At 49.6% G+C, this 23623-nt stretch carries 26 protein-coding genes; all 26 read right to left on the bottom strand.

What is annotated here, in order from left to right; genetic code table 11:
• Nucleotides 1-77: 77 nt before the first annotated feature.
• Nucleotides 78-881 (bottom strand): phage antirepressor KilAC domain-containing protein, encoded by an 804-nt coding sequence (locus QZ135_RS06480; RefSeq protein WP_294606966.1) that lies wholly within the window; start codon nt 879-881, stop codon nt 78-80.
• A gap of 4 nt (nt 882-885) precedes the next feature.
• On the bottom strand, nt 886-1497 hold the full coding sequence (locus QZ135_RS06485; RefSeq protein WP_294606967.1) for a DUF6549 family protein: 612 nt from the start codon (nt 1495-1497) through the stop codon (nt 886-888).
• Nucleotides 1481-1696 (bottom strand): hypothetical protein, encoded by a 216-nt coding sequence (locus tag QZ135_RS06490; RefSeq protein ID WP_294606968.1) that lies wholly within the window; start codon nt 1694-1696, stop codon nt 1481-1483. Before QZ135_RS06490 ends, QZ135_RS06485 begins: the two co-directional genes overlap by 17 nt.
• 61 nt (nt 1697-1757) lie before the next feature.
• Entirely contained in the window at nt 1758-1943 is a 186-nt protein-coding gene (locus tag QZ135_RS06495; RefSeq protein ID WP_294606970.1) for a hypothetical protein, read from the bottom strand.
• A gap of 83 nt (nt 1944-2026) precedes the next feature.
• Nucleotides 2027-2485 carry a glycoside hydrolase gene (locus QZ135_RS06500; RefSeq protein WP_294606971.1) on the bottom strand — a complete coding sequence of 153 codons (459 nt, stop codon included), beginning with the start codon at nt 2483-2485 and terminating at the stop codon, nt 2027-2029.
• A complete protein-coding gene (locus QZ135_RS06505) occupies nt 2482-2772 on the bottom strand; it encodes a hypothetical protein (protein ID WP_294606972.1) in 291 nt (96 codons plus the stop codon). Before QZ135_RS06505 ends, QZ135_RS06500 begins: the two co-directional genes overlap by 4 nt.
• A 9-nt stretch (nt 2773-2781) precedes the next feature.
• The gene (locus QZ135_RS06510; protein ID WP_287645985.1) at nt 2782-2934 is read right to left on the bottom strand and encodes a hypothetical protein; all 153 of its coding nucleotides are present in this window, start codon (nt 2932-2934) and stop codon (nt 2782-2784) included.
• Nucleotides 2924-3421, bottom strand: coding sequence for a hypothetical protein (locus QZ135_RS06515; RefSeq protein ID WP_294606973.1), 498 nt, complete (start codon nt 3419-3421; stop codon nt 2924-2926). Before QZ135_RS06515 ends, QZ135_RS06510 begins: the two co-directional genes overlap by 11 nt.
• Before the next feature lie 63 nt (nt 3422-3484).
• Complete coding sequence (locus QZ135_RS06520) at nt 3485-3742, bottom strand: hypothetical protein (RefSeq protein ID WP_294606974.1); 258 nt, start codon at nt 3740-3742, stop codon at nt 3485-3487.
• A gap of 3 nt (nt 3743-3745) precedes the next feature.
• Nucleotides 3746-4516 carry a 3'-5' exonuclease gene (locus tag QZ135_RS06525; protein WP_294606975.1) on the bottom strand — a complete coding sequence of 257 codons (771 nt, stop codon included), beginning with the start codon at nt 4514-4516 and terminating at the stop codon, nt 3746-3748.
• A complete protein-coding gene (locus QZ135_RS06530; RefSeq protein ID WP_308757827.1) occupies nt 4497-6677 on the bottom strand; it encodes a DNA polymerase III subunit alpha in 2181 nt (726 codons plus the stop codon). Before QZ135_RS06530 ends, QZ135_RS06525 begins: the two co-directional genes overlap by 20 nt.
• A gap of 65 nt (nt 6678-6742) precedes the next feature.
• A complete protein-coding gene (locus tag QZ135_RS06535; RefSeq protein WP_294606976.1) occupies nt 6743-7258 on the bottom strand; it encodes a BRO family protein in 516 nt (171 codons plus the stop codon).
• A 7-nt stretch (nt 7259-7265) separates the two neighbouring features.
• The gene (locus QZ135_RS06540; RefSeq protein WP_294606977.1) at nt 7266-8969 is read right to left on the bottom strand and encodes a PHP domain-containing protein; all 1704 of its coding nucleotides are present in this window, start codon (nt 8967-8969) and stop codon (nt 7266-7268) included.
• On the bottom strand, nt 8966-10006 hold the full coding sequence (locus QZ135_RS06545) for a toprim domain-containing protein (RefSeq protein ID WP_294606979.1): 1041 nt from the start codon (nt 10004-10006) through the stop codon (nt 8966-8968). Before QZ135_RS06545 ends, QZ135_RS06540 begins: the two co-directional genes overlap by 4 nt.
• A 7-nt stretch (nt 10007-10013) precedes the next feature.
• Complete coding sequence (locus tag QZ135_RS06550) at nt 10014-11372, bottom strand: DnaB-like helicase C-terminal domain-containing protein (RefSeq protein WP_308757814.1); 1359 nt, start codon at nt 11370-11372, stop codon at nt 10014-10016.
• Nucleotides 11369-12037 (bottom strand): hypothetical protein, encoded by a 669-nt coding sequence (locus QZ135_RS06555; RefSeq protein WP_294606983.1) that lies wholly within the window; start codon nt 12035-12037, stop codon nt 11369-11371. The genes QZ135_RS06550 and QZ135_RS06555 overlap by 4 nt, the downstream gene beginning before the upstream one ends.
• The gene (locus tag QZ135_RS06560; RefSeq protein ID WP_294606985.1) at nt 11952-12551 is read right to left on the bottom strand and encodes an RNA polymerase sigma factor; all 600 of its coding nucleotides are present in this window, start codon (nt 12549-12551) and stop codon (nt 11952-11954) included. The genes QZ135_RS06555 and QZ135_RS06560 overlap by 86 nt, the downstream gene beginning before the upstream one ends.
• Before the next feature lie 83 nt (nt 12552-12634).
• Nucleotides 12635-13123 carry a crossover junction endodeoxyribonuclease RuvC gene (locus QZ135_RS06565; protein WP_294606987.1) on the bottom strand — a complete coding sequence of 163 codons (489 nt, stop codon included), beginning with the start codon at nt 13121-13123 and terminating at the stop codon, nt 12635-12637.
• A 5-nt stretch (nt 13124-13128) separates the two neighbouring features.
• Nucleotides 13129-15462 carry an SMC family ATPase gene (locus QZ135_RS06570; protein WP_294606989.1) on the bottom strand — a complete coding sequence of 778 codons (2334 nt, stop codon included), beginning with the start codon at nt 15460-15462 and terminating at the stop codon, nt 13129-13131.
• Nucleotides 15450-16505, bottom strand: a complete 1056-nt coding sequence (locus QZ135_RS06575) for a metallophosphoesterase (protein WP_294606991.1) — start codon at nt 16503-16505, stop codon at nt 15450-15452. The genes QZ135_RS06570 and QZ135_RS06575 overlap by 13 nt, the downstream gene beginning before the upstream one ends.
• A gap of 62 nt (nt 16506-16567) precedes the next feature.
• Nucleotides 16568-17848 (bottom strand): hypothetical protein, encoded by a 1281-nt coding sequence (locus QZ135_RS06580; protein WP_294606993.1) that lies wholly within the window; start codon nt 17846-17848, stop codon nt 16568-16570.
• Nucleotides 17849-18089: 241 nt separating this feature from the next.
• On the bottom strand, nt 18090-18569 hold the full coding sequence (locus QZ135_RS06585) for a hypothetical protein (RefSeq protein WP_294606995.1): 480 nt from the start codon (nt 18567-18569) through the stop codon (nt 18090-18092).
• Nucleotides 18570-18702: 133 nt separating this feature from the next.
• Nucleotides 18703-21255: a hypothetical protein gene (locus tag QZ135_RS06590; RefSeq protein WP_294606996.1), complete on the bottom strand. Its 2553-nt coding sequence runs from the start codon at nt 21253-21255 to the stop codon at nt 18703-18705.
• A 4-nt stretch (nt 21256-21259) separates the two neighbouring features.
• A complete protein-coding gene (locus tag QZ135_RS06595) occupies nt 21260-21820 on the bottom strand; it encodes a hypothetical protein (protein ID WP_294606998.1) in 561 nt (186 codons plus the stop codon).
• The gene (locus tag QZ135_RS06600) at nt 21817-22701 is read right to left on the bottom strand and encodes a hypothetical protein (protein ID WP_294607000.1); all 885 of its coding nucleotides are present in this window, start codon (nt 22699-22701) and stop codon (nt 21817-21819) included. Before QZ135_RS06600 ends, QZ135_RS06595 begins: the two co-directional genes overlap by 4 nt.
• Complete coding sequence (locus QZ135_RS06605) at nt 22673-23623, bottom strand: hypothetical protein (RefSeq protein WP_294607002.1); 951 nt, start codon at nt 23621-23623, stop codon at nt 22673-22675. The genes QZ135_RS06600 and QZ135_RS06605 overlap by 29 nt, the downstream gene beginning before the upstream one ends.

Consider the following 23623-nt stretch of genomic DNA (forward strand, 5'->3'; position numbering starts at 1 on the left):
TGATAAGTGTCTAATAGTCAGGGACGCCTTGTTTTAGGGCGTCCCCAATACCTATGAGTTCTAATAGAAAGTAATGACTATATCTTACCTTCTCTTTTGAGTTGGTGGATAAATGCCCGTCCTTTTTCAGTCCATCTACTATTCACTATAGGATATGTATCTCCATTACGATTCTCCAACTGTCCAGGAACCAGCTTAGTAAAACCAAGATTCTCATATTTAGAATAAAGAAGCCATGTTCCACCTTGCCTGTATTGTATTCCTAGCTGATGCAAGCACTTGTTTAGTTTGCGTCCTCCCATTCCCAGACCTTTTGCTATTTTTGTTATTGAATAAGTGGTTCCATAATCCATTGCTTCATTGAAATACTCAACTTTCGGAGCCATCTCTTCCAACAATGCTTTGTTCTTCTCGTTTTCTGCTTCGGATTTTTCAAGTTGCTTTGTCAGCCTTTCCACTGAAGCTTGAAGAACCTGCTGCCCTCTTTCAGCAAGAGTTTCAGGGGTGTCTCCTTTTTTAATAACAAGGTATCCTCCGTTCTTCAAAGTGTTAGGTATAAGATCATCGAATACCCAACTTTCAAACTTAACAGCTTCCGGCAGTTTACTACGAGCAATCAATCTGTAAACATTTCCGGTGTCGATGAATTTCATTTGTACGGTTTGAAATACTGGAGTACCATCTGCTTTTTTTCCTGTAAGTACCCCTACGCCGCAAATCGTGGCGTGGGTTGATTTACAGTGTTTTACTATTGCATCTCGTGCTTTTGAGTATCCAAGTGCTTTTGCTACATCACTTGCGGCAAATAGAATATTGCCATCCTTTTCAATGGTACGAACCTGTCCAAAGTCAGGATTGTTGAAAATTTGTAGTTGTTCCATAAGATTATTTCTTTAGGTTAATTAGTTTCGTATACTTAATTTCGACATACGGATTGTCGCTTGAGATTGTCTGGTGTATTGCTTTTACTTTCCATCGCCACCAGAGAAAGCGGTGTTTGTATTCTACCCAAAATGCTTGATGCAGATGCACTGGTAAGTGGATGTTTCCTTTCAGATGATTGTCTTCAATGATACCGTTCAGTTTAAGGTATGGCGTATCCATCTTCACCGCCTTTACAATAATTGTCGTAGTATCTCTGACGACTGTCGTATCTTTCACTGTAGCATCCACCGGAGCATTGACCTCCACATCGTGCCTTCCGGCAGCTTCCAGGTCTTTGATACGTACTCCCATCTTCTTAATGGTTGCTGCATCTTCCGCCCGGTACTTTTCATATTCATCCAGTGATAGGTTGAGAACCTGAATAGTGGATGCCATCATCGTTGAGTCAATCCGGACATGCTCTACATCCGCAAGTAGCGCATGTGTATTGCTACGGTAGGTATTCCTTTCTTCTTTCATCCTGTTGCCCCAGTTATATAAGGTGTAAGTTGTTACCCCAAGTCCCAAGGCAATCAGGAGAAGAATTTTATTCAGGTTAATCTTCGTCATCATCAATGGAGTCCTGTGGAATAAACCAATCTACTTCATCCAGGTAGGATTCAGTCAGTTCTACCATATAGCCTTTATTCAGGCGTCCGATAGATGTGAGGTCTTGTCTGATTGTAGCCTCTCTGCCTGCCAGATCGTTCAGTCTCATTAGTGAAAGCTCGTCTGAGGGCTTAATTACTACGATGTCGTTTTCTTTAATCATATCAATAGTTCTTGTTTTTATAAGCACAGAGATATTATCCCTGCGCTTAATTTTTAATTAGTTACGATTCTTCTCTATTGCTTTCACTCTTTTCTCCAGTAAACCATGCTTTGTGAGTAATACCGTCCACTCTATATATTGTATAGAGTGCCTTTTCATCGTCATCAACGGATTGCAGCATTTGGGATACATGAGCCAGTGAGATAGTACTCTCTCCCCAGTCTATCGTCATTAGGGTTTTGCGCATCTTTGCGCAAAATCTGATAATCAGCACCTTGTATGAATTTTAAATTCTCCGACATTAATGTCCTTTTGGTTAATTGCGTCATATTATTCGAAATTTGATTTTAGTAATTCATATTCTTCTTTCCGTCTTCGTTCCAAAGACCGGACAACCTTGCCTTTGTACATCCTGAAAGACAGATACTCTTCTTTGATATTCCTGTCACCCGCTTCCAGCTTCCGAACCAGTTTACTGCGAAGAACCTTACTCTCTCCGACATTAAAGGCAAGCACTCCAAGTAAAAGGGAGTCAGCCCCAAGGTGCCGGAATACAGCACATTTCTTTTTCAGGTCACTGCGCAGAAGCGAATCTGCGAAACTCTCCGATATATCAGAGTTAAAGGTGTCAGTCGGTAATAACCGGTGTCCATAGCCCACATAAGGCTGGTCGCGTGCATGGTGCCAACCTTCGTACTTTTTAATCAATTGCACGGCATCTTCAAATAAGTCTGTCGAGTGGACGTGCAGGGAGAAAAAGAGCAAGGCTGCTATAAACCATATCCTCATCTCATACTTTTTAGTAGTTCCTTAATATCCGTGCGCATTTCTCTCAGGTCAGAGCGCATGGATGTAAACTGTGTCATCGTGGCTTCAAATACTGCCTTGTCAAGCTTGATAGCGTCGATTTTCTGGTACTGGTCTTCAATCTTGATTTCCAGCGACGAGCACCTGAGTGTCAATTCATTAATCCTTTGAATGTTGGTTACGTGCTGCACGTACATTGTCACTGCGAATGAGAGCACGATAGTCAGCGTCTTGAAGTTGTTAAGTACAAATTCTCTTAGTTGTGTCATCAGTTTAGGTTAGGTTGAGTTATTGAATAAAATAGCAAATGCGTCTGTGATGGCCCGGATAAGCCTTTCCGCTCCTTCTGAATCCCGCAAGCCATAGATGACAAGCCCGATCAGCAGAATCAGATAGACCGTCCATTGTACTTTTCTACGGTCAAGTTTCATCTTCCTCCTTTGTTATTTGTACCGGTACCGGAACGATGACATTGAAGGTCACTCCGCTGCTCGCTTCATTCTTACCTTTTGAATCTGTGGAATGCCTGATCGGAAAAATGTCCATCAGCGTCCTTGCCGCATTGACTGATACCGCCCGTAAAGGAGCCGGTGAGAGTTTGATTCCGAACTTGTCCGTATACGAAGCGTCTGCCGTTTCTTCCATCACCGCTTTCAGTGTCTCGGTAATCTGGAGCTTCATGGCAATCGTCTCTGTTTCATTGTCCACTTCCTGCACCAGTTCCTTGATGCGTGCCATTACCTGCGGGCGGGCAAACACCTTGTATGCTGCTGCGTACGCTTTGGGCGATTCATCCTTGAAGACTTCCCGGTAACAGGGAGTGCGCTTTCCGGCGAACTTCATGCCTCCGTTTATGAAAAGCTGGCAAAGCTGTTCTTCCTGTGCAGTCAGTGGTAGTTTTTTAGTTTCTTTTTCCATTATGTTTCGAGTAAGAAGTCCGGCGCATAAGTCCGGACTTCGGTGCTTTATCAAGGTATAGGGTTATGGCGTTGCTTTAGGTTGAAAGATTGCAGATTTTTTTTGAATTAATTCTTCTATGAGTGTTTCATAAAAGACATTTGCCAAGGCATCTGCACAGCTTTCCGCATCCGAAAGAGAATTTATCAGCCTCATATTGAATGAGATAGACAAGTCGTACCCCGATATGGTCGCCATCAGTTCGTTACCGTCATAATTCAGCACGCCATACAACATTTTTTCCGACGGCTTGAATGAAACCGTCTTTTCTTCCTCTTCCATCGCTTAGATTTTAAAGTGTAACCGTGTTTTTTCCGCTCTCTGAAGATTCGCCCCGGTGCCGTTGTCATTCCTTAGCCGGTTGGAGCAAACAATAGCTACATTCAATGTCGCAGTGACATCCGCGCCCGCGTCATGGGCGTCATCCAGTTCGATGCCCAATCGCTCTGCAATCAGTTCAAGCTTGTAGGATGCCATTGTCGGGTCGTTCGCAAAGGCAAGCCGTCCCAAATCAATGGTATCAATGTATTTAGGCTGAAAGTTCCCGTAGAAATCATAGCTCCCGGCAAAGACCTTCTCAAACTCCTTCATCAGTCCGGCATAGCACATGAGTTGCTGAACGAAGCCGATATCGAAGGTGATGTTCTGCCCGATAAGTACAGGCTTGGTCTGTCTGCCATTAGTAAGGGTCGCCTTCTTTCCGAAGTCTATGACGTCACGGGCAATCTCTTTCAAGTCTACACCCTGATTATATAAGGTGTCCATGGTGATTCCTGAATAAGTCAGTGCTTCTGTTTGGTATTCCATCAGCTTGAGCTCTTCCTGTTCCAGCTCCTGCTTGGTTCGGAGAACCTTACGTTTAGGTGTCCCGCCGATGTCCTGCTTCGGATACGGCTTGAAATATTTCACATAGCTGTCGAATATCTCCCACGTGTCGAAACGTACTGCCTGCATAGCCAACTGGGTACAGGCATGTTTCACACAATCCAGCCCGGACGTCTCGAAGTCCAGTCCGACGCCGGTATATATCTTAGGTTCATTTTTGGGTGCTGCCATCTTCTTGGTTTATTTGATTTTCTGATGATTGGTTAAGTGTGAATAATCGGGAAGTCTTGTAGGTATTCAGGCTGTTGCCTCCGCTGTAGTCATTGTACTTGACGATTGCCGATACGATGACAATCTTACCTTTGATATCCCGGAGTTCCGCCCTGTTCTCCGTGTAGAAGTCATTCCAGCATACGAGCTTTATCAGGTCGTTGTTTTGCTGGAGATGCAGTTTGCAGAGGTGCTTCCTTTCTCCCGTCTTCTTGTCCTTGTAGGAGATTTCTTCCATTTCCGTGACGGTGGCGCAAAGGGCGACCTTCTTTCCTTCGCTTCCGGACAGGAGCGCGTTATGTACGGTAGAATAGGATGCCCGCCCTTTGAACTGGTGGCGGCAATAGGAGTTATCATATATCCGCTTGTAGTCAATCCGCCCGATGCCACAGACCTCTATCTGCTGCATACTCCAGAAGTAGTGCTGGTTAATCAGGTGGTCGGGATAGTCACCGGTGGGAATCTTGAATCCCAGTTCCGTAGCCGCCTTATCCAGTATCGAATACCTTTCCACAACGGCACTGATGTTACTTACCTTATCAAAACAACCGGCGAGAATCAGGTTCTTTACGTGACGGGCATTGACGGGAACCCTGACGGCCTCCTGCTCATTATCCGCATCATCCCAGTATTCGTACTTTTTCAGCTTGTATTTGAATATACGGTGTATAAAGTTCTCGATTGATTTAAACGGACCGCCTTTGGCGCGCTCGTCAATGATGTATTGCACCGCTTTGGTTCCCAGCATTTTTATCTTACCCAGCGACCAGAAGATTTCATTCGTCCGGTAATCCGTGAAGAATTTTTCGGCTGAGGTGTTAATATCGGGCGGCACCACCTTGGCAGAACTGCATTCTTCCATTTCCGACATGATAAGCGGGAGCTCCTTGTCATCCGCCCATTGCAGGGCGACGGTGTAGAAGGCGGTCGGGTAGTTGGCTTTCAGCCAGGCACCTACATACGATGTGATGGCATAAGCCGTTGCGTGGGCAAAGTTGAATAAATATTTACAACTAACTTCTATCATATCCCAAATCTCCTTCGCATCTTCCCCGGGGCATCCGTTCTTTGCAGCTCCTTCCATGAATTTATTTTTCATGGCGTGTATCTCGTCCGCCTTCTTCTTTGAGATATATTTTACCAGTTTGATACCCTCTCCAAGGCTGAAACCGCCTACCTCCCGTGCCATTTGGACAAGCTGTTCCTGCCCGACCATTATGCCGTAAGTCGAGTGCAGCGCATTATAAGTCCCCCACAGATATACGGGAGCCACTTCACCTCTCTTGCAGTCCAGGTACTTTTGCGCCGAACCCGACTCCAATGTGGCGGGACGATACAAGGCATTGGCGGCAATCAAATCGTTGATGCAGTCCGGTTGCATATCTATCAGGAACTTGGTCATTCCTGCGGAGCTGAACTGGAAAACGTTCTGGGTGTACCCTTTGGCGAGTATCCGGTAGGTTTTCTCGTCATCCAGTCCACTACGTACAAGCCCTTCAAAAGAGATGCCTGCATTATAGACACGGTTACTTTCATCTATGACCGACTGTATTTTAGCAAGTTCCTTGATGCCCAGGCAGTCATTCTTCAATAGTCCTGTTTCGTCAATAGAGTATCCGTCCAGCTCCGATACCAGAATATCGTCCACCTTCTTGATAGGCGTATAATCGAAGCACTCCATCTCTTCACCGTCTTTCGATTCAGGAGTGACAATGATCGCCGACGCATGGACGGAAGCCGAACGCGGTTGCCCCATCAGTCCCCGTATATCCTCTATCACCTGCGGGTAATCCTGCACGAACTTGTTCACTTTCTTATTGGTTGCCGCTAACTTGAACAGGTCCGTCCAACTCATGTTGTCATCCTCGAAAATGGCGGTAATGTAATTCACATAACTGACAGGGACTTTATATACCCTGCATACGTCTTTTATTGCAGCTTTCAGTTTCATCGTTGAAAAAGTTCCGGCGGAGAAAACGCGCTGTTTTCCTGCCATGTTATAACGGCGCTCTAAATATTCCTTTACTTCCTGGCGCCTGTTTGAAGCAAAGTCAGTATCAATGTCCGACCTTACGGCAGGGACCCGCCGGGTCCCTGCACATATCCTTTCCCAACAAAACAGTCGATTACCTGAACCGCTGTTTCTGATTCTAATTGATTGATAGATTCGATTTTCATAGTTGCTGATTATTGAATGTCCGGTACATTGTTACTCATGGGTTTTGCTTGTGATTCCTTGCGGTCCGTCCCGCATCCGGCACTTTCCCTTACCTGTTGCAGCTTGTGGAGCTGGTTCAGCATCATGGTGACGGTTTCGGGGTTTGCCAGCATTTCTTTAAGTTTCTGTGGCGTGAAAGAGACTCCATGTTTGCGCATGGATTTGAGTTCCGCCTTGACTGCCTTTTTCAACTGTTTGGCTATCGGCTTTCTGCTCTGCATCAGCAATTCATACAAGCCGCTCTCCGTCAGCATCCAAACATTACGATTCTGACCGGATACGAATAATGTTCGTATTAGCTTTTCATCCTCATCCACGCATTGCAGCATATCTGACACCCTGTAAGCGCCTTTGCCGTTCTTTGAATAATCTATCCACTGCGCCACATCTTTCGCCAGGAACAACGGATTTTCAAAGCTCCCGTACACATTTACCATTCTGCCGAGAACCTCTTGTTTCTCTACGATCTGAATTTCTGTATTCATAGTATTATTAATTAATGGTCCACAATAAGTCCCTGTTATCAAAGATGATGTCATCGCCCAGCTTCAACTCGTCGGCATAGACCATCATGCTGCGTCCTTCCCGCATCACCCGGAACTTGGCGTCCTTGTCAAAGACATACTCTTTGCCATTGGCTAAGGTGACATGCACGATCTTTGTGGATTCCAGCCCGCCAACAATGATCGTCACCTCATCCGGATAAAGCCCCGCACGTTCGGGCAGCAGGAAACGCTCGAAAATCAAATCGTACTTAATCGGGTCAATGAGTGTGATACCCAGCAGGTAGAGTACCAGTGAACCGCCCGCCGAGCCACGGCCGCAGCCCACAAGAATACCGTTCTCCCGTGCCCAGTTCACCGTATCATACTGATTCAGGATATAATCCACATTATTGGTGGATTCAAGGATATACACTTCGTAGTCCAGCCGTTTGCGATACTCATCTTCCTGTCCGGCGGGAACCAGCTTCCTGAATCCTTCCTCCAGCAACTCAAGAAACATCCGGTGTCTGTTACCGTACCTCTGTTTTTCCTTGTCAGTCATATCATACTGCGGCATGAAGTTCCTGTCCGTCTCATAACGGGCAACCACCCCCTCGGCAATTCCTACCGTATGGGCGCACATCCCCCTGAACAGGCTGTCCAGTTCCCACTTATCTCCGTCAAAGAGAGAAGTAAACAGTGCGTAGTGTTCGTCTATATCCTTGAAATACTGGTCGTCACTTTGCCGGTGGGCCGCCCCGGTAGCTATCTTATTGAGGATAATCTTGTTGCGTGCATCGTCCTTGTCCAGATAATACGTGTCACAAAGCAGAATGGGCTCGATCTGAAATGAGCCGGTCTGTACGTCATAGAAATTATCAAAAAAGAACTTGGTAGCTTTCAGGACTTCCACGTCGATACGTTCAGCCTTGTATTCGCTCAAATCCACCTGATAAAACACTTTTTCAAATGCAATCCCCATCGCTCCCAGGATATGCGGGCTCTTCTTCATCCAGTAGGAAGCAAGTTTTCCCAGTACCAATACATTACCTTCCCCGTGCGTGAGCAGTCCCTGAAGCGATAGTGTCCGGCTATCCGAATCCACCATGATTTCCTTCTGTATTCTGAGTAGGTTCCTCATTCCCCGCTGTGTCTGCGCATAAACTTTCATCTCCACCTTTTCCCCATCGTATTCCATTTCCAGCGTATATCCGAATACATGCTTCATTTCCTGTGCCGCACATTCCTTCTGTAGATTGAGCGTGGCCGCCATTGTATTTTTGTCGCAGATACCCAGTGCCGTATGCCCCAGATACTTTGCCTTCCGTACCCAGTCGGCAATGCTTCCGCTGCCGTTGAGCAACTCAAAAGGTGTATGCACGCCCAGGTTCACGAAAGGTACCTGCATTTTACAAGGCTGCCGTACCCCCGCATACTTGAGGATATTAAACCGGAACCCTTCGGTCAGGTTATAATAATACCAGTTGTCCCCGAACGGGAACGCCACATGGAATATCCCCTCGGCAACCAGTACCTCCGGGCTCTCCATCAGGTTGAACCGGATGTCTTCACCGGTCACCCGGAACACCGATCTCACCTCCGTCAGGTCAGCTACATAGAGCTTTCCCAACCCTTCCATCTCCACTACTTCATTGTCTATCTGTCGATACTTGATTTTGTTGGCTTCCAGCCATTTGATTAGTTCTTTCATTTTAATTCCTGAACTTTTAAAAGTCGGTACTCGGCGGGAGTCCTCAACCGGTAAGAGAATATGCCGTATATCTCTTCAATCCCGAGGTCTTCCCAATCTTTTCCTGCATCCGGTATGTCGGCAATAAATACCCGGAAGTAAGCGTTCAATTCACCGGCTGTCTTCTTTATGGCTTCAACAGCGTCTCCATCGTATCCAAGTATTACGGTCTTAACTCCTTTGCATTGCAGCTTGTAAATCTGCGTGCGGGATATCTTCTTTCCGAAGGTGGCGACCGCGGTCACATGCTCATTGTCATAGATTTCCAGTTTTCTTGTTAATGCTATCACGTCGAATATCCCCTCCGTGATAATTACCGTATCCGTAACGCCTTCAATTACCGCATCATAGTTGTATAATAGCTTTACAAAGTCGTTCTCCGTCGAGTTCCTGAAGCGCAGTATCCGGTATCCGCCCTTGCACCTTACCCGGCTGTTATGCCTGTCTATCTCGTCCTTGTTCCAGGTGTGGCGTGAGACGTATCCCACCACGTCGCCCTCGTCAATAATGGGAAAGACGACATAATCATCGTAGCGGAAATTCAGCCCCCTTGTCGTTCCCACCGGAAAATACTCGTAGTCATCGAAGGTGAATCCACGGGATTTCAGGTAAGGGTGGGCAAAGCATCTCCGGTAAAAGTCCGGCAGTTCCACCACACCCAGCGCGTCGTCTATCTCTTCACCTTCTTCCAGCGGGAACAGCAGGTTCGTATCCAGCCGGGCGTCAATGTCAGCCGTTGGAGCCACCATCAAATCCGGCCTGCCTATAAAGTCCAGCAATGCCTCCAGCGTGTAGGTCGAGCATCCGCAACTGAAACAGTGCGACATGAACGGCTTCTTCCGCTGTGTCTCTTTCCCTACATAGACGCCATACTTTCCTTCTTTCCCGCAACGGGGACACCGGGCAATCAGGTTCTTTCCCGCACCGTCCGCCTTTGCATCCAGTTCTTTGGTAATCTCCCGGATGAGAAACTCCCTATCGTTTGAGGACAGTACCATATTCGTTTTACCTTTTCAAGTTCATACTCCGCCGCGCGTCATAGAATACCTCGTTGTCATAGTCAGTGGCTATCTTCACCGTTTCCCCCTTCTTGAAGAACCGGGCTTTGGCGACATGCAGGCGCATCACGTTCTCTTTTCTTTCCGCCGAGGACTGGTTCATGGAGATCAGATGCGTACAGGGGCGTGCGAGTCCTTTACTTTCCGAGCAATTATACTCTGTGAGCACGTTTTTCTCGTCATTCAGCCAGTCCCTGTTCTCAATCGTCGCCTGGTACGTTACTACCATCCAGACCTTTTCGTCCGCCGCCAGGTCCTTGAGGTCGTTTGCCACGGCGATGCGTTTGCTCCGTTCGTGGTCTTCGCCCCAGTTTCTCCGGCTGGCATCCGTCAGCAAGTCCATCGAGTCAATAATCACAATGTCCGGTGAGCGGGCATTGAGCTTCCTGTATTCGGCTATCCCGTTCTTGATATCCAGCGTGGAGATTCTACTATTGAACCGTGGGAAGGAACGGACGGTGATGCTGCCCTTATAAGCCGCCACCTGCTGCTCGAAGTGTTTCATCTCCGTATCCGATATCCTGCCGCGTTCATAGTAGAAAGCGTTCTTGCTGATAAGCCCTCCCGAGTACGCGTCCAGCGCCTCTTCCTCGCTGCCTTCCAGTTGGAAGTGAAGCACATGCAAGCCGTCGTCAATGTTGGCACGAATGCCTATATGCTTGGCAAGATGCGACTTGCCCACGCCGGTGCTGGCAAGGAAGCAGGTCAGTTGCCCCCGCAGGTTCCTGCCGCTGTTCATCACATCCAGATCCGGAATATAGAAACGGGTAACGGGAGCCAGCGGGGAGTTCCGGTTGTCAATGTCCTTCTGCCGGTTCTGGTAGAAACGCTGTGTAAATGTCTCCGCCACGTTCACAAAGGCGGTGGCCTTGAGAGTAAAACCCGACAACCACTCCGCGTACTCTTTCAGCTTTCCCTCTGCCTCCGGCTGCCTGTTCAGGTTGTACAGCTTGCCTACTTCCGAGTAGGTCATCTGCAAGCGTACCCCCTTGATATAGGCTTCCAGCATATCCAGCAGCACTTCCGAGTTCTTCTCACCCTCGCTTTCCTGAAAGGTATTCACCAGTTCCATCGTATCGTAGTCGCCGTTGAATAATTGGCTGAGCACCGCATACGATGGCGGTTCCTTATAGTTCCGGTAATGGGTGGAAATGGCCAGGAGTATTTTCTGGAACGCCCTGTCCGGCAGGTATTCCTTTTTCACGTGCCTTGCCACCACCCCGCAGATCATCTCTGAGTGCAGGGCGGTGGCGAACAGCTCGTAAAGGAACTCCACGGACATCGGGTTCATTCCGTCCTTTATCATTTCAGGGACGCTTTAAATTCTTCCACACGGATACGGTAGAGTTCCGGGTAGGCGGTACGGGTTCTTTGCTCGCAGGCGGCGGCTTTCGGGCAGTCGGTGCAGACGGGGGAAAAGGGAGTCCACAAAAGCGTGGAAGCGCCGCAGATGTAATATCCTAACGCCGTCCCCACCAGCCTTTTCTTCGTCCGGTCCTCATACCGGGGATAGATGAACTTTGCCTGCGGGTGGAAGGTGCGGTCACGGATGAGCTCGCACAGCAACTCCCGGCTCAACTCATTCCCGCATAACCACTTGTCCTCGTAATAGCGTACTTCCCGCTTGGATTCGGCGTAACGCCTGAGCGCCTTCTTCCCGAAGGAATGGGTCACCCTCCAGCGGTTCTTATATTCCTCCCCGAAGTTGGAAAGGGCATACACCTGGCAGACGCAGAAGTCTACCATGCGCTCCGCGTCCGGCTGCCCGGAGCTTTCCAGGGAGCGGAGGCAGGAAGCCACAGCCCGCCGGGAAGCGGCGCCTCCCGGAAAAGCAAAGCCGGGATACACCCGGTTCATCAGGAAGGCGAACACCTTCATCATCTCTTTAGTTTTCTTTTCGTTTTCCATCTCTTGTAAGCCTTTCTCTAAGTTTCTTCTTTGCCAGGAAAATCCTGCTTTTGGTCGTTTCAACACTCCTTGTCCTGAGACATCCCCTCCGGTAGAGTATGTCCGTTATCTCTTCCAGCTTGTATCCTTCCACTTGCAATAGGAGCGCCTCGCTGTACAGGGGGCCGATTTCTTCCAGGGCTCCCAGCACTTCATCGCCGAGCATGTCCCGGTAGTTTTCGAGTGTTATGCTTTCCGTACAGGGTGTATCGGGAAACTGTTCCATCCTCATCGCCCCCACGTCCCCTTCGCGGGTGAACCGGTTGTTCTTCCGTTCCAGGTCCGCCAGCATCCTGACGGTGATCGCGTAAAGCCACGTCTTTATTTCCCGCCGGGGGTCATAAGAGCTGACATATTTGTAGAAATTTATCAGCACTTCGTTGTAGTTGTCGTCGATATTCTCCTTGTCACGGGTCTGCCTGATACAGATGTGGTAGATCAGGTTCCGGTACGGGTAAACGTATTTATGGAACAGGGCCGTGCGGGTGCGTACGGACTCTTCATCCGTCAGGTAAGGCGAGCTATTTGCCTTCCCCATCGTGACAGCCGCTAAGTTTCAGAATATAATCTGTAGCTGTCAATTCATTGAAATAAAGGTTGTTCTGCATAGATGTCCAAGGTTTAGTTGATACGGTATTTGCTGATGTAATAGTAGTATAGCCAGGCGGCGTCCGCCTCGTTGTCATCCAGCGGCTGCCGGCCAAAACGCTGCACGTAAGCCTGCACCATCTCCTGTTTCCCGGCATTCCCGTTGCCCGTGGCGAACTTCTTGAGCGCCTTCGGGTTGATGAACTCCGGTTCGGGCAGGTTCAGCTCGTCACAGACGCAGAGCAATACGCCCCGGAACTCCGATAGCTTGCGCATGTCGAAGAAGTGCTTGTTTACCGACACGTCCTCGGTCACAATCCGGCGGATGCCGTATCCCACAATAAAGTCCGTCAGCGTGTTCTTCAGTGCGAGGTGTTGCTTGTTGTCGTTTCGGTGCTTGCCTTCGGTGAAGTTCCACGTGCCAGATTCATGCACGCTGTAATAGCCGCAAAGGGTAGCCATGTCGAGAGCCAGTATATGCTCCTGCCTGAGTTCTTCGGCTTTTGGTTTTTCTTTTTTCATAGTGGTTATTGGTTTGGGTGATTGATATAGGATTTACCATCCTGTTTGTTGATAATGAGCTTGTAAGGGTAGCTTTCGCTGATGTTCCCATGCGATACGACCAGTGCGGTGATGCCGGACTTGTTCAGGGCTCCGAACATGCTTGCCAGCCCGTCCTCATCCACCGGAGAGAGAATTTCATCCAGTACGATCAGGCCCAGCCCTTTGTCCCCCTCGCAGTTCCCGTTCACCAGTTTCTGCATGGCAAGGATTGTGGCAAGGTTCACCCGGCACTTTTCCCCCTCGGAGAACTTGTCGAAAGAGCCGCAATCCATGCCGGAGCGCAACAGGCTGACCGATATTTTCTCGCGTATCTTTCCCGATTTCAGGGTGGTAAAGCCGGAGAGTTGCAGGCGATTTTCGCTGCCGATACTCTCCAGAAACTCGTTCGTAACTTGTGCCAGCGCCGCGATCTTGGTATTGGCAAGGTAGGACTTGAACTGTGCAAAGACTTCCGCCTGACACATCAGTTCCCCGGACTGTTTCTCCAGCTTTTCCAATACGGCAACCGCTTCCGAGGACTGGTTACGGTACTCTTTGAGCGAGGCTTTCAGGGAGACGAGAATATCGCCGTGGGATGATTCCTTCAATTCCTTCATCGTATTTTCGAGCACCAGAATGGCACTTTGGGCCGCTTTGATGTCCTCCCCGCAGCTACCGATATTCCGCCTGATGCTTTTATAGGCATCGTCCAGAAGTGAGAACGCCTCGTCAAAAAGCTTGCGGCGGATGCCATCCAGTTCCGTTTGCAGGGAACTTATCAGGCGAATGACCCGTTCCTTGCCCTGACCGGCTTCTTCCTGCAACCCGATGGCGGTCCGTCCCGACTTTTCCGCTTGCTGAAGTTTTTCCTCCCAGGAGGCGTTTTGTCCGGTAAGGGCACGTTTGCTTGTACGGATTTCCTTCTCCGATTCTTCAATGCTTTCCGATTGTTTGCGGCAATCCGCCAGCAGGTTGTCCAGTTTTCCCTTTTCCGTCTCGTTGTCTTCCACCTGTTTACGGGCAGCCTGTACATTGAAGTTTTCATCTGATAAAATGAATGGGTGGCGGCAGGCCGGGCAAACGATTGTCCCCGCCAGCTTGTTCTTCAGGTTTTCGATGGCGGATATAAGAGCAGCCCTTTGCCCGCCCAGTTCAGTGATACGGTCGGTAAGAGCTGTTATATCCTTATCCATGCGCTCCAGTTCTGCATCGTATCCGTCCGATTTTACTTTAAAGTTTTCAAAGAAGACACGGTATTCTTCGAATAGGGAGCTGCGCATCCGTGTTACCTCTTGCAGTTTCTTTTCCGCTTCCTCCAAAGCCTTGTCCCAAACGGAAAGCTCCCCGTTCAGTTTTTCAATCCTGCCTTTCTTGTCCGTGATTATCCCGTTCCAGTCCGATAATGAACCGCATTGCAGGGGAGAGAGCAGGGCGGTGACTTCTTTCAGGCACTCCCCGATGGAGGATTCACCGTTTTCCAGTTCCTGCATCTGTTTATCCGCTTTTTCAATCCCCTGATAGGAAGCTTTCAGGATTTCCATCTCTTCGTTGCAGTCCCGTATCAGGGAACGCTTCTCGGCGATGCTCTTTTCCATATCCGCCAGCCTTTGGGCTTTCGTACGTGCTTTTTCCTGGGCCGAATCCTCTTCTTTGAGAATCTGTTCAGCCAGCATCTCAATGCGCCCGTCCAGCCCGGCAACTTCCAGTTCCGCCTTGCGCAACGCTTCATCCACCGGCTTCTTGTCTTCCAGTACCTTCTCCATGGCTATATCCACAAGGTTGGCATTGGAAAAGCGGTTGATGATTTCCTTCTTGTCCTTGTCGGAAGAAGAAAGGAAGTCCTGGTATTTATGTCTGGAAAGGAGGAAGTTGTTGTAGAGTTCATCTTTGGTAATGCCCAACTTCTCAAGGATATACTTGTTATAGGCATCTATACCGGGGCATATCGCTTCATCGGTTGTCACAGCCTTGCCTTCACGTTCAATCAGGCACTCTACCGTGGAACCGCCTTTACGCAGGATGCGTCGCAAAATGGTAAAGACCTCATCCGAAGTGTCATTGAAGAACTCCAGTTGAATGCTGCACTCATCTGCGGCATCATTGATAATTTCCTCATTCTTGACCTTGCGCAACGGGCTGCCCGTGATGCCGGTAGCGATGCACTCTATCAATGCGGACTTGCCCGAACCGTTGGAACCCTGGCTGTCATTGTCGAGATTGTTGCCGAAGACTAATGTAGTAACGCCCTGATTCAGTACGTAATGCAGTTTGCTGAACGAGCAGATATTCTCTGCGGTGATCTTATTTAGTTTCCACATGACGCGTCCGGTTTAAGGTAAGACAATCCCAGGCAATCACTGATTCCTTTCTCCGTACAGAATTGGCGGTAGTTATCGCGTATCTTTCCGCCGTCAAACTTCTCCAGTACTCCCGCATCGGCAGACCGGACGGCTTGCAGTTCCGCGACAACGACTTCCACCTTGCCCGCTCCGGCTTCCAGTAATTTATCCTTGTCAATGGCGGCTGCACCGGCGAGGGACGAGTGGACACGTACCTTTACCTTGTACCTGCCGTCTTCCCTGAGTTCCTCCAGATGGTCGGTCAGGTGAATGTCCACCTTGTCATCCGGGACATCGAGCACCATATAGCGCCTGTTGGCACGGTTCTTTATAAATTCGGTCGCACCGTCGGCATAAAGGACGGTGTAGCCTTTTTCCTCGTCTTCACCGAAGTTATGCTGGCGTGCCGAGCCGATGTACTCGATATTGGGAGCCACGGTGCAACGGTTGTGGTAATGGCCTGCAAACACCTTGTCGAAGTCACCGAAGATATTTGCCGGCAGTTCATTTTCGGCGGGACGGGAAAGTGCGCCATTGACGCCTTCATGGATATAGAGGTAGTTAAGCTTGCCGGTGCTTACCTCATTTAGAATGACTTCATCCAGCTTCTCCACAAAGCTTCCGTCTTCCGGAAAGTACGGTATGACATGGAGCATGAAACTCCACTCCGGGTTGGAAAGGGTGTGGTATTCGTCAATCACCAGCACATTGTCGTGTTGGTCGAAAACATGGCAGTAGCCGCGTACGGCTTCCCGGTTCACTAAATCATGGTTGCCATTGGCAAGAATGACATCTATGTTCAGCTTTGCAGCAGCCAGCAAGGCATCATGTACAGCCAGCAGCACATCCAGCGTCTGTGCCGAGCGTGAGAAGAACAAGTCTCCGCCCAGTACAATGGTATGGATGTCCAGACGCTTGCAGTGTGAGAGCGCTTCGTTCCAGTTCAGGGAAAAATCGGGGATGTTGTCTTTGGATATATGTATGTCGTTGAGCAACAACATACAGGGTTGATGTTGATTCATAAGGGTATAAGTTAGGAAGGGAAAGGCATTTGCCTCTCCCTTACAGATGGAAAAATTATCGATTATCTCCTGCGTCTGGGCGTAGTTTCTTCAGACGCTGCCGCTACGGGTGCGGCGGATTCTTCTACCGGAGTTTCCTGTGTCCCGGTTTCTGCCGGTTCCGGTTCTTCCCCCGGTCCCTGCATCTCCTTCTCGATCATCTCCAGCAGTGCCGCATTGGTAGTGGTGCGGGTCACCCGGATGTCCAGTTTCTCCTGTTCGATAAAGGTACGTATCATCCCGCGCAGTTCCTGTCCGCCTTCGGTCTTGTCGCCCAGCGACTGCTCCTGTAGCGCGTCAAAGCGGTCGAACAGCATGTCAAGGGACAACGCGCCGCTTTCCTCAGTTTCCTTGTCGTCCTTGCTGCGCTTGTCAAAGGAGAATGAGCTTGTATCCGTCTTGGGAATCGCTTTCTCCAGTTGGGCAATGGCCTCTTTCATTTCGTCCGTATCCATCACCTGCAAGCCGTACTTGACGTCGCATTGTTTCAGGAACTCGATGGTAGCGCCGAACTGGTAACGGCTGTAACGCACCACCGCTTCCGAAAGGCGCGGGGTATTCATGAGCGCGGTCAGTTCCTCGATGGATAGCTCGTCAGTGTCGGATTCGTTGTCAATGGAGATGACATACTCGGTCTTCTGGCCGTTCTTCTTCTTTTCGATCTCTACCGGATAGGCATCCTTTATCGAAGAGATGGGGCACGGGTAGCCCGGGTTCTTGGCCAGCTTCTTCTGCCACAGCTTGAACTTGCGGTCGTCCAGTTCCTTGTACTGCGAATGGCTCAGGGTGAGCAACTGCACCCCTTTGGCGCGTTCGTTCAGGTCAAAGATGTAGGCACAATGCGCGTAGGAGTATTTCAGTCCTCCGCCATAGTTGCCGCCCGCAATCTTCTCGGCCAGCTTCTCGTCGCCCGCCTCCTTAGCTGCCGCCACCGCAGCTTTCCGGTAGGTGTCGATGATGTCAACCGGAAGTCCCGCATCGGTGGCGCGTACCGCATTGACATAAACGGACTGTGCTTTGCCTCCCGAAGAGGGCTTCTGGATCTCAAGCAGCATCTGGTGTACCGGGCACTCATAGCTCTTGCGGTCAATGGTTCCGTCCGCTGACGGGATGGCCGGGAGTATGCGCAGCCTGTACGTGCCGAGCTTGTCAAGTTTAAAAAAATCTGTTCTGGAAAATCCTTTGTTTTCTTCCGCAGTTCGTATCTGCGCTTCCTGGTAGCTCTCCTGTGCGGCTGAGAATAGGCTCATCAGCTCACCGGCAGGCACAACTGTGGCTGTGCCGTTGTTTTTTTCTTCCTGCATAAAAGCATTTTTTGAAAAAGACCGAAGAATCGGAACGTGATGCCTGGCTGCTTCGGTTCATAGACATGCCGCATCTCAATTTACAATATGGTGGGTAATGGGGAAAGTGAAGTAATTCTTCCGCCCGGAATTACCCGGCAATCAATTTATTTGCTGCAAAGATAAGAGGTTATTCCTTACGTTCCAAGTGTGTTTAAATAAATTTTCAAATAGGGAATACAACCCGTTGAACCATATATTTTTAGGCATCATTTTCCGAATCTTTTTTAAATACATTATTAAAAACCTGTTCTCCCAGAATCTTTATTTTCTTCCGGTTTCCCGCAATGAACGCCTCCATCTTCTTCCTGCGCACCGACTCGTAGTACGCCTTCCGACCGGGTGTGAGAATCTTACCCCTTTTGCAGCAAAGCCCGTCGGCGATGTACGCGTTCATGCAGCGCCGGAATTTGGGCTTCTTGTAGGTGGGGTCCCCGGATGCCCTGCACACCAGCTCCACTACCTCGGCTGCGGGGTGGAAACGCCTGGGGTCCTTGTACTTGTCTTGCAGGATGTCATATACGACGGGCATCTCATATTTAAGCAGGAACCCCAGCGGTGTCTGTTCGAAGGGGAACTTCTTACGGGTTCCCTTGGGACGCCCGTCGGCGAACGCCCTTTTTTCCCGTGTCGGTACGAATTTTGTCTGCCGGCTGCCGTATTTCCTCTTCGCTCTGGTCATTGGTTTGCTGGGTGGTTGGTTCTACTTCGGTTGCTCTCACGCTTTGGGGACGGTATGCCATCCGGGAGATTTCCCGGCGGCTGTCCAGATCCTTTTGGATATTGATTTTCTTCATAATTAGTTATGCTATTGGTTATACCATGTATGTAAAGTTCATGTCGGTGTTCACGTTGTACCACCCGCTTTCAAAGATTCGGATGTTCCGGCTTCCGCCGCTCAGGATAAAGGTAGTCCCCCTATTGTACTTTGCGTCGTCGTTCCAGTCGCAGAGTGTCGTCCTTAATCCGTAGCGGGGTGCGGAAATCCCGTTCGGAAGCACGGCGACTGTTCCTCCCATATTGCTACCGTCCCGCCGGGCCGTATTGATGACACCCTGTATGGACACGATGTTTCCGATCTGCCGTACAAACAGCCGGCTGGTGTCCGTTCCGTTGCCGGAGTTCGCCATTTGCATCCACCCCGTGTCTGCAATCTTTGTCTGGTATTCCGGGGCGTAAGCGGCTCCCAGTGCGTTGCATACCTGTTTTCTGGCAGCCGTATCAGGCAGTGAAAGGTCGGATAGTTTGCCGTCACGTCTCAGGTAAGTACCGCTGACATCGGCTTTCGAGAGCACATCCAGCTTGTCCCGGAGCATCTTCTGCGCATCGGCGGCTTTCTTTCCCTGGGCGACAAGGTAATCAATGTAATCCTGAAAGAGACGGGCGATGCCCGCGTACTTCGTATCTGTTTCTGTCTTGGAGTAAACATTGATATTGGCGGCAACGCTTTTCTTCTCTTCCTCCGTATATCCGGCAAGCAAGCGGTCGGCTTTCTTTGCCAGCTCTTTCCTGACATGGGAAAGAAGCACATAGCCTTCCACTTCCGCGTGTGATACATCGTCATTGTCTATGTAGGCGAAGCTGCCTGTCTTGATTCCTTCCAGCTTTTGCTTCATGGTTTCGGTAAAGACTACGCCGGTGTAGGCATAGTCTGTATCCAGCTTCCCGGCAAGCAGTTTGTCTACCTCTGCCGTTGAATAGACGCTGATGTTCTTTCGGGCGGATGCCTTATCGGACAGGTCGGAAAGGTTGCTTGCTTTTGCCAGTTTCAAGGCTCCAGTCCCTTTCTTCTCCGCATCCAGGTTGTCACGGACTGCTGCTTGCTTCCGGGCTTTCAGGGCTGCCGCTTCTTCCGCCGTGAGGTCGTTTACTTCGTCGGCGGTTAGGGACACGAGTTCTTGCAGGTTGCCGGATACTTTCAGGAACAGGGAGCCTGTTTCCTCCCGGGAATAGATGTCCAGTGAAGTGCGTGCTATCTTTTTGTCGGGTACATCGGAAAGGTTGGAGGAAGCCGTCAGTTTCTTTGCCAGCGCCTCTTTCACTTGTGTAGCGGTAACAAATCCTTCGCCCCCGGTCTGGATTTCACCGATGGAAATGGCATCCAGTTTCTTCCTGTAATTCGTGGTAAAGTCTTCGGTGGAGAGCTGTTTGCCCTTCACAGTATTTACTTTCCCTGCCAATGCATCCGTAAAACTCTTCTGACTGACATAGATGTCTTTCAGGCTGGTGCCGTTCACTTTTAAGTCTCCGGCAATGTTTACGGATTCTTTAGGGGAAAGCTCGATGTTTCCGATGGCGTTGCTAAGGGAAAAGTCTGTGCTTTGGCTTGAAGTGAATCCGATAGACGCCGTTTCCACGCCTTCGTCATCCGTATAAGATAGTATTTTTGATTCTGCGGAAGTGATGGTAATGGATTTGCCCGCCACGGTAAAAGTCCCGCTGACACATACTTCTTTCGTCTTTCCTTTGACATGAAGCAAGGGAATGGCTGCCTGTTTGCCGTCAAATACCCGGAAGTCACGGAAGGTACTCGTTTCCTCGTTCAGGCGGACGGTATTAATATCCACCGAACCTTCGTCTGTGGTATCCGCGATATTGACAATAGAGTTCTTTTCAATCAGCAAGGAGCCGATGCGTGAGCTGGTACAGGAAGCATGGGTATAGCTCATGCCGTTTTCATCCATCCGCGCCAGTTCGTTTCCACCCTTTAGGAATGAAATGCTGCCGTCGGTTGAGATACAAATCTCACTGATGAGCAAGCCGCTCAGGTAAGAGCCGAAGGAAGCTGTCCCGTTTTGTTTGACCAACCCTTTGAGGGAATATCCCGAAGGGGAAACAACGGATACGGCGGTCTTGGATTCCAGTCCTTGTTCGGTAGTCAGTTTTCCGGTGACAACCAAGTCCTTTTTAATGGTCTGTTTGCTGAAAGGAGTATCCAGCAGGACGGCGTAATGCCCGAAGAACTTATCCAGGAAGCGGGGCGCGTAGGCTTTGGTGATTTCAATAAGGCAGGGAACTTTACCTGTCAGGGTGTCTTTTACGGAAGGAAGGACGCTACTGCCTGCGCACAGGTAGTTTTCCCGTCCTTTCTTGTTCACGTCCCCGGCATAGACCACCGTGTCGGTGCCGTTCTTCTCATAGATATAATAAGGGAAAGCGGCCGAAGGGCACCCTTCAAAGTAACGGACTTTGCCATTGATCCAGACATAGCCGGACGAGATGGCATTGCCCGTTATCTCGCATCCCGAGATGATAAAGTCCTCGCAGGCGTTGAAGATCGCCGTCATGGAAAGGGCAAGCTCCTGAAGGTTCAGGATGTCATCCACGTAGGTATACCTTCCGCCCGTGTCTGCAATGTATTCTTTCATAGTATCAGGGGTTATTATTAGTTTGGTCTATTTTTATCAGGTAGGTCTTGCCCGCCACTTTATAGGTGTTGATAACAAAGGAGAGCATATAGACGAACTCCTTTTCAGGGATGTTTATTTCAGGGACGAGCACCATGAAGCTTACGCGGTTGATCGCCTTCTCTTCCGCCAGGAAGTGAAACTCGCGGGGCTTCTCTTCGGGTTTCACGTCCAGCGCCACCTCTTCGAGGTTGTACCAAAGGGTGAAGGGCTTGCCGTACGCGGCATCTTCGTGGTAGATGTCCACTCCCAGTGAGTCGCTCTGGGAAATCACGAGCCTTTCCCCGCTGTTTTTCAGGTACCGGGCGAACTTATGATTCAGGTACCACTCGAAGTACATCACCTGGGAGGTCATACGTGCTTCGATGTGTTTCTCTGCCGCAAAGGTGCGGAATTTCTCACTCAGGGAGTGCAGCGGGTAAACCAGGCTTTGTAGAAAAAGGATGTATTTCCTGCCTGAAAGGTAATAAGGCACCAGCCTGTTCACCAGCTTGTCGGTCGGTAGTTTATAACGGTTCTCTTTCATCCTTCAACGATTAGCCTGATTGCCTGCCGGAATGTTGGCAGTTCCTGTTCCTTGCCCGTGGCGGACGACTGCTTCATAAAACCGGACGATGTTTTGGTGATGCGATGCACTTTTCCGGGTGGCAACAGGTTTCCGTCCGCATCGTAAGAGGCGATAAAGATTCCCTGCTCGGGTGTCGCCCGTTCGTCGATATATACGTCCGTCACATGCTCGGTACTGCGGACCGCTTCAATAACCGAGGAAACATAGACGGATGAGTCAAAAGGCATCCCCATGATGTATCCGTTCAGCTTCTCTTCAATCCTGTCATAGATTTCACTCTCGGGTATGGCGCCGTCATAGTAGACGGTGATGCGGGGAATAAGCACGTCCCCTTCACGGCTGATGACCTCGATACGGGTCCCGGCAAACTTCATCTTACCTATATAGGCATTGACCGGTACCATCTCCGAGGCGGGCAACGGTTCCAGATGTCCCTTTTCTCCCGTAGCCACTTTCAGTATCAGCTTGCTGTCCAGGTTGGTATCGTCCGTGCTCTCGATGTAGGATACCTGCGTGATGATACGTTTCGTCTCATCCACGTTGGCATAACCGAAAGCCAGCCCGTCTTCCCTTACCGAGAGTTCGTCTCCCTTCTGGTATTGGAGCAATGCGTTGGCATAGAAAGTGGGTGTTCCGTTTACACGGAGGTTGATGGCTGTCGAGATATCCACGGCAAACACATCAAGCAAGGTTTCAAAGCTGTGGATAGCGGATGCCACCGTCCACGTAATTCCGTTCATGATGCTCATTTTGGAATCACTGGAGAACTCGCTTAGTTCCAGCCGCTTGTTTCTCTCCGTAATGGCTTCGTTATAGATTTCCCGTATCGTCCGGCTCATAGGTATAAGTTTGGTTGTTAATAATAAATGTCCATGCGCCGCCCTCGTTCCAGGCGGGTTCATGGGTAAGCATCCAGACGGCTTCCATGCCCGATGCAATCAGGTAGTTGCCGTTACTGTCTTTCTCCGGTTTCCGGTAGGTGCCCGACGGTGAGGTAGATAAGAGAATGGTCGTATTCCGTCTGCCGTAGTGTTGTGCCACCAATGTTTTCAGGTAGGTGTCAAGAACGGAAGGCTTTACTTTAGAACCGGTTAAGTCCAGTCTCATTAACCTTTTCAGTGGTAAAAGTGATAGAAGGCTGCCCGTTTGTAATCCGGCAAAGTAAAGCTCGTATGTATCTTCCGCCAGTGACAAGAAGGAGATATCCAGTTCCATTTTCTCACAGGTAAACTTCTCCATACTGACCGGACGGAGCAGGTAAACGGATGACGCGTGCGAACGGCTTATGTCCAACGTCCTGAACCTTACCTCTCCATAGAAACTCATTCTGCGGACAGACGCGATCTTGTCATTGAAGTAATGCCGGAGCTCTTTCACCTCACCGGTCAGCATCAATACCTCCAGTTCCGTGTTGTCTCCCCAGTCTATTTCCAGTGTCCCGTTGCCGCTTAGTAACAGCGAAGCGGCTGTCTGTCTGTTGTCTACGTACAGCTCCATGAAACGCTTGCCGGAAGGTTCTTTGGGATAGACGTTTCTTTCCCCGTTTGCCGGCAGGAGGCTGTACATCCTGTTATAGGCAATTATGTCGGGGCTAATGGTAAAGCCGTCGGTGTACTCCAGTTCCTCACCGCTTTTCAGGGTGTCATCCAAAGAGAGTTCCGGATTGTTTATCAATAAGTCCACGATGCCTTCGATGCTTCCGTACAGGTGCATGGCTACATCGTAAATGTTCTGTCCGGCTGTTATTTTGTATTTTCCCAT

The organism is uncultured Bacteroides sp. (assembly GCF_905207245.1).
Taxonomy (GTDB): Bacteria; Bacteroidota; Bacteroidia; order Bacteroidales; family Bacteroidaceae; genus Bacteroides.